Source organism: Rhizobium laguerreae, assembly GCF_019778565.1.
Classification (GTDB): domain Bacteria; phylum Pseudomonadota; class Alphaproteobacteria; order Rhizobiales; family Rhizobiaceae; genus Rhizobium; species Rhizobium laguerreae.
Genome location: NZ_JAAXQT010000007.1, coordinates 178,024 through 191,034 on the forward strand (window position 1 = coordinate 178,024; position 13,011 = coordinate 191,034).

A 13,011-nucleotide genomic window follows, 5' to 3' on the forward strand; every position below is an offset into this window, starting at 1 on the left:
GTTCGAATAAAAGGGCGAACGGCATTGAGGCTTGAATCCGTATTTCGGCATTCCTAGTTCTTTGGTGGCCGAGGCTTGATGAGCTCGGTCACCGTCCCACGTCTTTAGGAGTGAGTGACATGGAAGAGAACACCAAACTAATCAAAGACCTCAGTATCGAGGAACGCGAGGAAATCCTCGTCGATATCGCTCGTACGCTGGAGGACACGGCGCGTGAGGCCTTTGTCGAAGGCAATACGCAATTTGCGGCAATCTCCAACAACATGGCTGAAGCGATCCGCGTCAACGCCGATGAGCTCGCCCGTGATGATCCGGAAAATGCCGAGCTCGTATTGCAGCAGGCAACGGCGATGATCTCGCAATTCGAAGCCGTGCACCCCTATCGGATGGTGAGCATGGCCGTCCATTGATCGCCGGATGCGTGGCTCCGCCTCGATCCCCCGCTCAAATCAATCGCCACCCACGCGGAACTCTCACTGCTTGCGAAGGTTATTGGATCACAACATCGAAAGGTGATCCATGATGACTTCCAGATCCAACGTGCCGCCAGAGAGCGGCACCGACGATGCGCGGTCCGCCGATACCGAACGGGCCGAAACCGATCGCAAAAGGGCATTGGAGACCGCCCGGCGCAATGTGAGTTCGGTATTAAGTCGCGATAGCGGCACCGAAACCCCAAGCCTGAAGCTTGCGAAAAAATATCTCAGTCTCGGCGGCCACCGCCGGTCGATGATCGATGACAATATCACCGATGTTCGCCACTGGGACAAGGATCCGCCGGAGGCCGAACGGTTCTGGAAGGAACGGGTGGAGACGCTTCCAAAGGATCAACGCAAGCAGGTGGAGGATTTTCTTCCAACCATCAACACGCCCTGAAAAGGGCGGCCGAGCCGCTCTTCGGGCGGCTCGTTCCAATGCGCTTGGAGGCGATCATGGCTATAGACAAGCACGAGCAAATCCGTCGCCGTGCCTACGAAATCTGGGAGGCCGAGGGCCGCCCGGATGGCGCTGACCAGCGCCATTGGCTTCAAGCCTGCGACGAACTTGCCGGCGAGGATGAGCATGAGACGCTGCAGAACCTGCTCGATGAAGACGACAGGGATGATGCGGCATTGCTTCAAGGGGCGGGCGAGAGCGGCGATTTCGATCTTCCAAGAACGTGGCCTGTTGAGGCCGCCAAGGCTCCCGTGCCTGACATCGAGATGACGACGAGCGAAAAGCCTTCCTGGCGGAAGATCAGGAAGACCGAAGGGCCGTGATCGCCATGCAGCATCTCGACCATGCCATCCAGATCGCTCTTACGGCCCACGAAGGCCAGGCGGACAAGACCGGCCGGCCGTTCTTCGAGCACTGCCAGCGAGTAGCGCTTCTCGTTTCCGGTGAGGAGACGCGAACGGTCGCCTACCTTCATGACGTCGTCGAGAAGGGCAGCGGCTGGACGCTCGACAGGCTGCGGGAAGAAGGGTTTCCGCCGGCGATCATCTCCGCGGTGAATGCTCTGACACGGCGGCCGGACGAGCCGGATGACGATTTCGTCAGACGTGCGGCATCAAACGCGCTGGCCTTGCCCGTCAAACGGGCCGATCTCGAAGATAATCTCCGACAGGCCGAACAAGCTGGCAAGAAAACGGAAAAATACCAGCGGGGCCTGGATCTCTTGCGCGACATCAGGAACGGACAATAGGACCGCGGACGAATTTGCGCAGTTCGCCTGCAACTGCCACCAAAGGTCGGCAATCGGCGCAAGGGCGCACTCCTCGGCTTCCATGTCACGTGCAGAGCGCGACCGCAACCTGGCCCCCGCTTGCAGCGGCGGAGGCCGTTTGGCGGCATTTCATGCTTTGTTGGCAAACCACACCGTCGGCGCGCCGAGCACGCCTCCCGTGCGCATCGCCGTCTTCAGCTCGTCCAGCTTGCTAAATGCCTGCGCCGCTTCAAGCGTGGCAAACTCGTGGGTGACGGTAATATCGTTCGGATTGTCGTTGGCGCGATAAACGGCTTGCGCCGTTACCCCATTGACCTTCTGCACCGGCGAAAAGCCATCATATATCTTGCGCCAGGCGGCATAATCGGAGACCTCGTGCCTAACGAATAATGTCGTCATATCATCCTCCCGCGTTGCATTTCCAAGTCTCGTCGAGATGTGTGTTACGATTGAACGAGGAACGTCATGGTCTCGGGCAAGACGCCGTCACTCGCCATCGCATCGGCCGCTGCCTTGGTCTGCATGAAGGCCATCAACTTTTCCATGTCTGCAACGTCCATGACCAAGCCGACGCGGTTGGAGTTTTGAGGGTCTGTAAACGTGCGAATGTTCGTGACGCCAACGGGTTCCAATACCTGCTTGCGGATCGGTGAGGCGAGCCAGTGTTTCGTGTCTTTGACGTCGTGGTAGATCATTATGGTAGGCATTGCGTCCTCCTCTCAAGATCTCGGAAACTGAAAGCTGAGTATGCTGCTGCGCTTTGCCGGATTTCATTACAGCAATGTTGCGAAGAGTGGGTTTTTCTTATTCATTAGTTGAGGGTGTAAATATAATTATCGAGTAATTCGAAAATATTATGCGGCGGCGGCGTTGGGCGCGCATTGGCTTTTCGAGAATAGCTTTGGTGACGGTTCCGAAGTCAGCGAGCGTCATTGGTGCTAAGATATGATCGTGATGCCCGCACGGCGCCCATAGTCCCGCAGTTCGAGAAGGAGATCGGCGTCCGCACCGGCGTCAATGGATTGAACGACGTCGAGCCGGTCCTCTGCCAGGCGATCCTCGAACAGGATGATGCATTGCTCGGGGTCGCACTGGCGGGACGTCCAGATCAACCCGTCGACGTCGGCGCGCGTCCGATGAATGGCTTCGGCCCACAGGACGGTCTCGCCATATGTCGTCTTCGGCGTTTCGATGAGATCCGTTCGATTGAGTTTCCAGGCTTTCAAATCGGGTGCGAAAAGGCTTGCCAACCGTAGATCACGCTTTGGCGCGATGACGCTCACCGTCCGCGCTTCGACGACGGCAAGCCGGACGGTCTTGAAAGCGGCGGCCGGTTCGATGTCGTGAACGATCGACTCGAAGGCGGCCGCCTCTCTGCTCGTTGCCGCATAGAGCGTCGCGACACAATTGCCGTGCGCGTCGTTGAACGGTGCAAAGCGCGTCGGCTGTCCCTTGCAGGGATTGAATTGCCCTGCCCGGAACGAAGACAGATGGGTCCGATGAAGCGCCGTACCCGCCTTGATCGTCCGGATGTTGATCGTTGCAAAAGGAGATGGCGGGCATGGCAGAGGAGGGTGGCTCACCCAATGACCTCTTGCCGTTCACGGGCCGCGGCAGCAGCCACCGCGTCGATATCGTCAAGCGCATCCATGGGCGCCTTGTCGTCCAGCCAGCCGTTCGTTGAAACGAACCAGAATGCACGCTGCCATGGAGACAGGTTTTCCGGAAGCGCCACAAGCGCCTTCTTGATCGCAGGATGCGGCCGTCCGTCCCGGAGCTGAAACGCCGGAAAATATTCGGTGCCGCGATGATGTACTGAGAAAATGTCGCCGGCTTTCTTCCAGCGCGCCGCAGTCGCGTAGAGGTTTCTCGCGCTTGAGCCGGCGCGGTTTCCGATCTCCGCGCTGGTGAGCTGCGGCACCTCAGCGATGAAGCGATCCCTGAGCTCCAGATTGTCCGCTGCGAGCACGCCGCGCGCCTCGCCAAGCTCATCAGGCAGTATAACATCCGCGAGCTTGTTGATCGCGTCTTCCAGCCGGCTTTCTTCCAGCGAGCCGCTGACGCGGACCATCGTCTGGAAGAAGGTCTTGACGGATCTGCGATGTCCTTCCGGAAGATCGGGTTTTAAGCGGATTACCACGGAATCCCCGACCGCAACATTTGCCATCGCCCTGGCGAGCTTCGCGAGTTCGGGGTCCGCGTTCCCAGGAAAAGCAGATCGATCGACGGCGAACTTCGTCAGGGTCTGCAGGAAGGCATCCGCGAACGCATCACGCAGAGCGTTTTCATCCGAGGCCCGTTCTGGAACAACGCCTTTGCGCCGGCGGCGAGCCAATGGCACGGTTCGTCCGTCGTTGGCGGACGACCGATCAATCATGAGAAATTCGGAAAAGAGAGCTTCGGTCATTTCGGCCACGTGAGATTGGTGATAAGCATCCCAATATCACCTAAATCATGCAAAGTCGATTGCAATGGGGAGTGTCAGGACCATCACCTCGCATATGCGCCAGTGGACAGATTTGATGGCAGGATCGATTTGACTTCCCAATATCGGTTGTCGCACCAATTTGACGATCGGATACGCCTCGGCGCGTGAGACGACAGAGGTTTAGAATGATCGAACGCCAACCATTTGATCTCAAGGCCTATGTGCACGACATCGGAACAAGGCCATGCTTTATCTGTGGCTTGGTCAGGAATGACCCTGACTTCTTTCATCATCGCGTTTTTGAAGACGACGAGACGATCATTTTCCTGAGCAAATACCCCACTCTACCGGGCTATTGCCTCGTCTGTCCGAAGGAGCACCGGGAGGATCTGGCGCGGGACATGTCGACAGATGAATATCTTCGACTACAGGAGAAGGTGCATGTCTTGTCGCGCGCCCTCAAAAGCCTGTTGGACGCCGAGCGAATTTATGTGCTTTCGCTCGGCAGCCAACAAGCCAACAGCCACCTACATTTTCATGTCGTTCCCTTGCCCTCAGGTGTGCCGCTCGAAAAGCAGCAATACCATGCACTGATGGCGGAGTACGGGGTTTTACAGATACCCGACGATCAAATGGCACAGCTGGCGCAGCGCATTGGTGAAGCATACCGTTCAGAGTTGACCGCACGATAATCAACCGTCTGGCCGGCGGTCGAAACCCGGAAGCCAGTGCCTCCAAGCTACGTCCCGAGGGCGAATGCCGGCACGCGTACGCCTTTTTCGCGAAAGAACCGCTCCACCTCGTCGAGGCGAGGACAGGCCGGCGGGTTGTCGAGCGCCTTTGCCCAGTTTTCACGGCGGGGCAGGGCCATCGCGGCGGTCACCAGCACGGTGGTTCCGGGGCCGCTTTCGCCGCGCAGCTGCGGCAGCAGGGTCTTGGCGTGGATGAGATTTGTGTTTGGTATCGGGCTCATCGCATGGCCGGCCCTTCGATTTGGCGATAGATCGACGATCGCGCTGATATCAGTCTGTCCGTACCAGACGGACCGACCATCGCTTACATCGGAGCGATCGGCATTGAAATCCGCGCGTTCGATCGCAAAGCCGCCCTCGATGGTGCCAAGGGTGCGCGGCGTGGCGATGCGGTGGATGCGAATGTGCCACGGGTTTTCGGGAAGCAGCCAGGATTCGATGGTGACATCGCTCCAGGGGCGCCAGCGCGAATAGAGCAGGTCGCCAGCGATCAACGCCTCTTCGAGAGATTCCCGCATCCGGAAATGGACGCCGTCATCGGAGAGGCCGAGCATGCCGTCGAAGCTCGCGGCGGAGAAATTCCGGTCGTCGGCTTCGATGTTGAAGGCGTAGCGCGTGGAGTAGACGAATTTCGAATATTTCTCGTTTACGCCGAGCATCTTGTCGTGCTGCTGCCCTGAGGAGAGTACGACCACGTTTCCCGGCGTGTGCATGGCGACCATTCCCGCCGGCTTCAACGCAACCGGCTCCGGAAATTCCGGCTGCGGTACCTCCTCGGCCGCCCAGAACGGATGATCCCCCGGAAGGGCGAGCGGCAGGAAGAATTTCAGCGCCCAATAGGGCGAGCCGGGAGAGTTGTAGCTCTCGCTCATGAAGAGGTTCGGATAGCCGTAGCCGACCGAAAGAACGCCGTCGCGATCGGCAATCGGCATCGCCGACCACCAGCGGATATGGCGCATGTAATAGCCCTTGATCTCCGCCCAGGGCAGGGCTTCGACGCCGGCAAAGGCAAGCGCGCCCCAGAAACCTCCCGCCGCGAAGCGGTAGGTCTGGCTGCGGCCGAAGGCAAGGGCTGCACCATCGGGGCCGAACCAGTGGCGGACGTCCCTGGCGAAGATCTCGGCACGATCGCGGAAGCGATCCTTGCGCGCCTCGTCGCCCTTGGCCAGCACCGCATAGATCAGGCCGTAGAAATGCATGGCGAAGGGAATGTAATGATCGACCCGCCGAACCGGCCCGTCGCGATACCAGCCTTCCCCGAGGTCGAAGGCCTCCACCTCGTCGAGATAGGCGAGGGTTTTCCGGTGATCGAACGCCACGCTCACGCGTTCCAGCCCTAGATCGATGAGCACACGGAAGAATTTCCAGTTGTTGTCGATGAATTCCAGCTCGCGTGCTCTGAGAAGATAGGCGGCGACCGTCTTCTTCTCGCTGTCGTCAAGCGGTTCCCAGATGTGCTCGGGCACGAGCGCCAGGGCGAAGCCGACGGCGGCGAGTTCGACCAGCCGCTGATTGCGGTCGGCAAGATCGCCCCAATATTCGGGATGAGCGGGATTGGTGCCGTTTGCCAGCCCGCCGCGATAGAGATCCCAATGCGGAAACACGCCGCCGCCCGCAACGAGCGGAACGATCCCCCAGAGCGGCCGCGCAAATCCCTCCAGATCCGCTGCCGCCCGATCGAAGATCGCGGCGGCCGCGCCGAGGCGCACACGGGCGCCGCCTTCGGAAAAATACGGCAGCAGCGGCTCGAAGAGATCGATGACGGCCCTGGCGAGGTCGTCGCGTGTCTTCAGGGGGTTGCCGAAAAGCGGATTGGCCCGGGCGGGATCATATATCATTGTCAGGCTCGAAATTCATGAAAAACAGGATCGGCCGCGGGCAGACATTGCCCGCGGCCGTCGATATTTCTGGACGCTTACTTGATGGCCTTCACGCCTTCGGTCATTTCCTTCAGCCCGTCATCGACGGAGGTGCTGTCGGTCATGATCGCGTCATGCGCGCGATTGAGCACGACCTCGATCTTGGCGGCGTTGGGGTTGACCGCCATCTCCAGGTAGGTTTTCGACGGCTTCAGCGCCTCCTTGCTGGCCGCATCCTCAGGAAAACCGGGTGTTGCCGCGATCTTGGCGCTGACATCATCCGTCTTGAGCGCAGGGAAAGTGCCCGTCGACGCGATGACTGCTGCGCCCTCAGGGCCGGTGACGAACTTGATGAAATCGAGAGCGGCATCCTTGTGAATGGAGTTGGCGTTGACCGCCAGGCCCGAGATCTGCGCAGCGGTCGTGCCGATTGCCACACCGTCGGGATGCGGGAACTTCACGATGCCCCAGTTCTTGCTCTTCGATTCACCCGATTTCACCTTGGTGATCTGGGTGCCGACGAACCAGGTTCCCATCGGCAACATGCCGATCGTGCCATTAAAGAAGAGCGCCGAATAATGCGTGTTCGACGTCTTCAGGAAAGCATAGGAGGGAATCGCGCCATCCTTCTGCAGGGTCAGCGCCCGCTCGTACCAGGGCTTCAGGAAGCCGTAGTCGCCGTCGACCAGCGTGTGTTTTCCATCGAGGATGCCGGGCAGCTGAACGGTCGACCGCCAGGTGTGCAGAAGCGCGCCGTAGGTCTTGTTGGTGCCCATGCCGCCCGAAAGCTTCTCGGCGGTCTCGTCGAACTGCGCCCAGGTCATGTCATTGGTGGGGTAGGGGACGCCTGCCTTGTCGAATATATCCTTGTTGTAATAGACGACCCAGAAATCGGAACGGAACGGCAGGGAGTAGATCTTGCCATCGATGGTCAGCTCCTCGATCAGGCCGCCATAGGGGGCCGGGTCGATCTTCTGATCCTTCACGAAGCCGCTGAGATCGGCAATGTTGCCGGCGCGCACCAGATTGGTGTAGCCCGGCACGTCCTTGACGGTGACGATGTCGATATCCTTGGAGCCGCCGGTCAGCTGCGTCGAGATCATCTGCTGATAGTCCTGCGAGCCGAGGTCCATCGGCTCGAACTTCACGTTGGGGTGCTTAGCCTGATAGGCCTCGATCAGCGGCTTGTAATAGGCGGTCTTGTCCCAGTCCCACAAAGCCCATTTGAGCGTCACGGCGTCCTGGGCAAGCGCAGCCCCGGCCGTCATCGCCGCCAAGGTGAACCCCGCCACGGCAAGTTTCACCGTCCCCCCGAATTTATCCAAATACATTCCCGTTCTCCTTCCCTGGATCATCTCTGGATCAGTTGTTTTATAAAGCGTCTCGTGCATGCGGTTCGCGGTGCGGCTGCGTTGCGTTTGGCAGGTCTAGAACCATCACCGCCGCCCGATGGACGCCGAATGCGACGGCGAACATTCCGAGTGAAAAATTGACGGTTGCCGGCATGAACACCGAAACCGGATAGAAGAGGATATGCGCCAGCCAGAGACTGGCGGCGAAGGCGAGCGCGGCAAGCGCCGGGAGCGGACGGATGACCGAGGCGAGCGCGGCGAGGCGCAGCAATCTCAGAGCCGGCAGATCGCGCATCACCATCAGAATGACGAGATGGCAGGCGAGGACCGCGACGAAGGCGGTGGCGACGAGCGCGATCGTCAGTGGTGCGCTCAGCAACAGATTGTCCCGCGCGCCGGCGCCATAGGTTGCGATCGCGTAGAGGCAGACGGCGAGAGCGCCCGCCAGCGCCAGGCCCCAGGCGGTGGCGCGCCAGAAGTAGCGCAGAAAGGCTTCCGTGAAGTCCCGCAGCAGATAGGTATTGCGGTCTTCCACGAGGGCCACCGAGACCCGGGCCATGGCGGCGAGCGCTGCCGGCAGCGTCACGACGAAGAGGCCGGCCAGGATGAAGAGGATGTTCAGCTTAACCATCTCCCACCATTCGCGAACGAGGATCTCGGCGAACAGGGCAAGGCCGTTCTTCTTCGGCGCATCCTTCGGAATGCCCGGCCCCTCCCTCGTCCACATGTCCCGCAACCACTGCATAGCCGTCTCCCGCAGGCGCCTCAGTATAGAATCGAGCGTTCCGTTTCCTTGTCGAACAGCTGCGCATTGGTCATATCGGCGACCAGCGTCGCTTCCTCGCCGATATCGGGCCGGTAGCGCGGCGAGACACGAGCGATCAGATTGCGCCCGCCTGCCACCATGTTCAGATGCACTTCCGAGCCCATGGGCTCGGCAAGTTCCACGACCGCCTTGAGGGGCGCCAGGTTCTCCGGTGCGATGTCGGCCGGCGGCAGCTCGTGAAAATTCTCCGGACGGATGCCGAGCACCAATTCGCGGCCGTCGTAGGGGGCGATCCTGCCCTTGTCGAAATGGGCGGGCAGCGGCAGCTCCCGGCCGTCGAAGACGGCGATGTAGCCGTCGCCCCGGCGCAGAATGGTCGAGGGCAGCATGTTCATCTGCGGCGCGCCGATGAAGCCGGCAACGAACATGTTGACGGGGCGGTCATAGAGGTTCTGCGGCGTATCGACCTGCTGGATATGCCCGTCTTTCATCACGACGATCCGGTCCGCCATGGTCATCGCTTCCACCTGGTCGTGGGTGACGTAGATGAAGGTGGCGTTGAGGCGCTTGTGCAGCTTGGTGATTTCGGAGCGCATCGTGCCGCGCAGCTTGGCGTCGAGGTTGGAAAGCGGCTCGTCGAGAAGGAAGACCGCCGGATTGCGCACCATGGCGCGGCCAAGCGCGACGCGCTGGCGCTGGCCGCCCGAAAGCGCCTTCGGCTTGCGGTTCAGGAGATGAGAGATGTCGAGGATCTTGGCGGCGTCCTGCACCTGGGCATCGATGAAGTCGCGCGACACCTTCCTGAGCTGCAGGCCGAAAGCCATGTTCTTGTAGACGGTCATATGCGGATAGAGCGCATAATTCTGGAAGACCATGGCGATATCCCGATCCTTGGAGGGAACGTCGTTCATGACGTCGCCGCCGATCCTGAGCTCTCCGCCCGATATTTCCTCGAGGCCGGCGATCATCCGCAGCGTCGTCGATTTGCCGCAGCCCGAGGGGCCGACCAGAATGATGAATTCCTTGTCTGCGATCTCGAGGTCGATGTCATGGACGACGGTGAGCGCACCGTAGCTCTTGTTCAGCTCTTTAAGCGAAATGCTGGCCATCGGGTTCTCCTGAATTCACCAATAGGAAGACCATCTGCGCGAAAGGCGCGTCAAAGCTTCCATGTAATAATAATCTCCCCAGGAGACGCATTCATCGACACCCTCGCCGCGGCAGGTGTTGAACGGCGATTTCTTCGAATAGGTGGCGTGCAGCACCAGGCCATTCGAGACGCTGGGATCCTTGACCGCATAGTGATCCGCAAGGCTCTTCATCATGCGCCGCGCCAGCGTGCGATAGCGTGCTGCCGGTTCCGGCTCGACGAGATCGGCCATCTCCAGAAGGCCGCAGGCGGTGATCGATGCCGACGAACTGTCGCGCGGCTCGCCGTCGCCGTCTGAAAAGACGAGATCCCAATAGGGCACCATGTCGGCCGGCAGCCGGTTGAGATAGAAGGCGAGCAGCCGGTCGAAGGTTTGGCCATATTCCTCGAGCCGCTCATAACGATAGGACAGCGCCATGCCAGCGATTGCCCAGGCCTGTCCGCGCGCCCAGGCGCTGTCGTCTTTGTAACCCTGCTTGGTGGCGCCGCGCACCGGCGCTCCGGTGACCGGGTCCATATAGAAGGTGTGATAGGTGGAATCATCAGGCCGAACCGAGTTGGCGAGTGTGGTGCGGGCGTGAATGAGCGCGATCTCGCGATATTTCGGGTCGCCGGTCTCGCGGCTTGCCCAGTAGAGAAGCGGCAGGTTCAGCAGGCAGTCGATGATGTAGCGGTATTCCTCCGCCACCCCCTTGCGGCCCCAGGCCTGGATGAACTGGCCGATGGGCTGGAAGCGCTCGATCAGCTGGTCGGCGGCCAGGATGGCGGCCTTGCGGCCATCCTCGTCTCCGACGAGCTTCCAGGCGGCGATGCAGGAGGGCGAATAGAGAAAGCCCATGTCGTGATGATCCGTCTCGATGCGGTTCACGATCCGATGCATGAACGACTGGACCTGGATCTGCGCAGCATCCTGGAAAACCGCGTCGCCGCTATGCTCGAAAGCGAGCCATAGCTCACCGGGCCAGAAACCTGCGGTCCATTGGTCGTTCGCCACCGCGGGATAGAAATTTCCGACGCTCGAATGGTTCTGCGAGGCATGGGTGAACTTGGGCAGGTTGCGCCTGATCTGCTCGACGGCAAGATCGAGCGCAGCTTTGACCTCCGGATCGGTGATCGGCTGCGGGGCGACGGACGAGACGGCGTTCATGGATTTAACCCTTCAGTCCCGTCGAGGCGATGCCCTCGACGAAGAAACGCTGGAGAGAGAGGAAGACGACGAGAACCGGAATGAGGGCGACGACGGAAGCCGCCATGATGAGCCCGTATTCGGCCGAATATTGCGAGATGAACATGCGCAGGCCGATCTGGACGGTCTTCAGCTCGGTCTTGGTCAAGTAGATCATCGGCCCGAGAAAATCGTTCCAGGTGGTGACGAAGGTGAAGATCGTCAGCGTCGAGAGCGCGGGCTTCGACAGGGGCAGCATAATGCGCGCCCAGATCTGATATTCGTTCATGCCGTCGATGCGGGCCGCCTCGCAGAGCTCGGTCGGGATCGACATGTAGAACTGCCGCATCAGGAAGACGCCGAAGGCGGTGAAGGCCTGCAGGCAGATCAGCGCCAGATGCGTGTTGTTGAGGCCAAATTCACGCATCAGCAGGAATTGCGGCACCATATAGACCTGCCAGGGCATGGCGATGGTGGCGATGTAGCCGAGGAACAGGGTGTTCTTGTAGGGGAAATTTAGTTTCGCGAAGGCGTAGGCCGCAAAGCTGGAGGTCAAAAGCTGCAGCAGCGTGACGATGATCGTCAGCTTCGACGTGTTGTAAATGAACAGCGCAAGCGGGATCTTCGTCCAGATATCCACATAGTTCTGCCATTGCGGCTCAGACGGTATCCACTCGATTGGGAAAGCGAATACGTCGCGGCTGAGCTTCAGGGATGCCGAAAGCATCCAGGCAAAGGGCATCAGCATGACGAGCGTGACGGCGATGACGATGGCGTAGATCGCGATCGATCTGACGGTCACCTTGCGTCCTGCGATCCTCATGCCTCGTCCTCCCTCTGGCGCCGGAACTGGAAGACGGTGACGGCGAGCACGAGGAAGAACAGCACGAGCGAAACCATGCTGGAATAGCCGAGATCCCAGGAAATGAAGGCCTCGTTGTAGATGTGGTAGACGAGGACGAGCGTCGAGGTGCCAGGCCCGCCCTGGGTGATCATGTAGATCTGGTCGAACACCTTGAAGGACTGGATCGTCAGCATCACGGTGACGAAGAAGGTCGTCGGCCCGAGCTGCGGCACGGTGACATGGATGAACTTCTGCCAGGCATTGGCCCCATCGAGATCGGCGGCCTCATAGAGCTCCGAATTGATGCCCTGCAGGCCGGCCAGATAGATGACCATGTAATAGCCCATGTTCTTCCAGATGCCGAAGAGGATCACCGTCACCATCGCCCAGTGGCGATCGGCCGCCCATCCCGGCATATTCTTCGGGTCGAGGCCGAGTGTGTAGAGGATCATGTTCACCGGTCCCATCTCGGGATTGAAGATCATGTTCCAGACGACCGCGACGGCCACCAGCGAAGCGACATAGGGAAAGAACATTGCCGTGCGGAAGAAGTCGCGCCCGGCGATCTTCTGGTTGAGGAGAACGGCGAGGCCGAGCGCGCAGATGAGCGTCGCCGGCACGGAGGCGACCGTGTAGATGACCGTGTTCCAGAACGCCGCGATGAAGGCCTTGTCCTCGAAGAGCCGCCAGAAATTGTCCAGCCCGGCGAATGTGATCGCATTCGAGCCGTCCCAATGCATGAAGGCGAGCGCGAAGGCGAACAGGATCGGGCCGAGCGTGAAGACGGCAAAGCCGATGAAATTCGGGGCAATGAAGGAATAGGCGACGAGCGCGCTGCGCATCCTGCGCTGGCGCTTGGACAAGACCGCGACTTTTCGGCTTGAGATTGCCGGAGCGCCATCCGTCGCGATGACCGAATTCGATATGGACACCGATGCCTCCTCTTCCTCCCGCAACCACATAGCACATATCCGGTATTGGTCAAACAAG

16 protein-coding genes are annotated in these 13,011 nt (G+C 60.0%); 5 read left to right on the plus strand and 11 right to left on the minus strand.

Features of this window, described 5'->3' with window-relative positions:
- Window positions 1-119 precede the first annotated feature (119 nt).
- From HFO71_RS21815 to HFO71_RS21830, 4 genes are all read left to right on the plus strand, one after another.
- Window positions 120-410 carry a hypothetical protein gene (locus HFO71_RS21815; RefSeq protein WP_020047251.1) on the plus strand — a complete coding sequence of 97 codons (291 nt, stop codon included), beginning with the start codon at window positions 120-122 and terminating at the stop codon, window positions 408-410.
- A 109-nt stretch (window positions 411-519) separates the two neighbouring features.
- Entirely contained in the window at window positions 520-876 is a 357-nt protein-coding gene (locus HFO71_RS21820) for a hypothetical protein (protein ID WP_077976858.1), read from the plus strand.
- 56 nt (window positions 877-932) lie between these two features.
- Entirely contained in the window at window positions 933-1,259 is a 327-nt protein-coding gene (locus tag HFO71_RS21825) for a DUF2934 domain-containing protein (protein ID WP_221980026.1), read from the plus strand.
- A 5-nt stretch (window positions 1,260-1,264) separates the two neighbouring features.
- Window positions 1,265-1,684, plus strand: a complete 420-nt coding sequence (locus tag HFO71_RS21830; protein WP_077977048.1) for an HD domain-containing protein — start codon at window positions 1,265-1,267, stop codon at window positions 1,682-1,684.
- Window positions 1,685-1,834: 150 nt separating this feature from the next.
- Here the strand turns inward: HFO71_RS21830 and HFO71_RS21835 are convergent, their stop codons facing one another.
- The 4 genes from HFO71_RS21835 to HFO71_RS21850 all read right to left on the minus strand — a co-directional run bounded on the left by HFO71_RS21835 (window position 1,835) and on the right by HFO71_RS21850 (window position 4,112).
- Window positions 1,835-2,104, minus strand: coding sequence for a cyclase (locus HFO71_RS21835; RefSeq protein WP_077976859.1), 270 nt, complete (start codon window positions 2,102-2,104; stop codon window positions 1,835-1,837).
- Between the two features lie 44 nt (window positions 2,105-2,148).
- Window positions 2,149-2,412 carry a hypothetical protein gene (locus HFO71_RS21840; RefSeq protein WP_077976860.1) on the minus strand — a complete coding sequence of 88 codons (264 nt, stop codon included), beginning with the start codon at window positions 2,410-2,412 and terminating at the stop codon, window positions 2,149-2,151.
- A gap of 231 nt (window positions 2,413-2,643) precedes the next feature.
- On the minus strand, window positions 2,644-3,288 hold the full coding sequence (locus tag HFO71_RS21845) for an RES family NAD+ phosphorylase (RefSeq protein ID WP_221980022.1): 645 nt from the start codon (window positions 3,286-3,288) through the stop codon (window positions 2,644-2,646).
- Window positions 3,285-4,112: a hypothetical protein gene (locus tag HFO71_RS21850; RefSeq protein ID WP_221980020.1), complete on the minus strand. Its 828-nt coding sequence runs from the start codon at window positions 4,110-4,112 to the stop codon at window positions 3,285-3,287. The genes HFO71_RS21845 and HFO71_RS21850 overlap by 4 nt, the downstream gene beginning before the upstream one ends.
- 206 nt (window positions 4,113-4,318) lie before the next feature.
- Between HFO71_RS21850 and HFO71_RS21855 the strand changes: the two genes are divergently transcribed.
- Window positions 4,319-4,825: an HIT family protein gene (locus HFO71_RS21855; protein ID WP_168258541.1), complete on the plus strand. Its 507-nt coding sequence runs from the start codon at window positions 4,319-4,321 to the stop codon at window positions 4,823-4,825.
- Window positions 4,826-4,872: 47 nt separating this feature from the next.
- On the opposite strand, the gene HFO71_RS21860 is transcribed toward HFO71_RS21855, so the two are convergent.
- From HFO71_RS21860 to HFO71_RS21890, 7 genes are all read right to left on the minus strand, one after another.
- A complete protein-coding gene (locus HFO71_RS21860; protein ID WP_221988410.1) occupies window positions 4,873-6,723 on the minus strand; it encodes a DUF2264 domain-containing protein in 1,851 nt (616 codons plus the stop codon).
- A gap of 77 nt (window positions 6,724-6,800) precedes the next feature.
- Window positions 6,801-8,075 (minus strand): ABC transporter substrate-binding protein, encoded by a 1,275-nt coding sequence (locus tag HFO71_RS21865; RefSeq protein ID WP_221988411.1) that lies wholly within the window; start codon window positions 8,073-8,075, stop codon window positions 6,801-6,803.
- A 40-nt stretch (window positions 8,076-8,115) separates the two neighbouring features.
- Window positions 8,116-8,841, minus strand: a complete 726-nt coding sequence (locus tag HFO71_RS21870) for a DUF624 domain-containing protein (protein WP_131641309.1) — start codon at window positions 8,839-8,841, stop codon at window positions 8,116-8,118.
- A 20-nt stretch (window positions 8,842-8,861) separates the two neighbouring features.
- A complete protein-coding gene (locus tag HFO71_RS21875; protein WP_168285901.1) occupies window positions 8,862-9,971 on the minus strand; it encodes an ABC transporter ATP-binding protein in 1,110 nt (369 codons plus the stop codon).
- A gap of 15 nt (window positions 9,972-9,986) precedes the next feature.
- The gene (locus HFO71_RS21880) at window positions 9,987-11,159 is read right to left on the minus strand and encodes a glycoside hydrolase family 88 protein (protein WP_221980014.1); all 1,173 of its coding nucleotides are present in this window, start codon (window positions 11,157-11,159) and stop codon (window positions 9,987-9,989) included.
- 4 nt (window positions 11,160-11,163) lie between these two features.
- Window positions 11,164-12,000 carry a carbohydrate ABC transporter permease gene (locus HFO71_RS21885; protein ID WP_077976868.1) on the minus strand — a complete coding sequence of 279 codons (837 nt, stop codon included), beginning with the start codon at window positions 11,998-12,000 and terminating at the stop codon, window positions 11,164-11,166.
- Window positions 11,997-12,983 (minus strand): carbohydrate ABC transporter permease, encoded by a 987-nt coding sequence (locus HFO71_RS21890; RefSeq protein WP_205930124.1) that lies wholly within the window; start codon window positions 12,981-12,983, stop codon window positions 11,997-11,999. Before HFO71_RS21890 ends, HFO71_RS21885 begins: the two co-directional genes overlap by 4 nt.
- Between the last annotated feature and the right edge of the window lie 28 nt (window positions 12,984-13,011).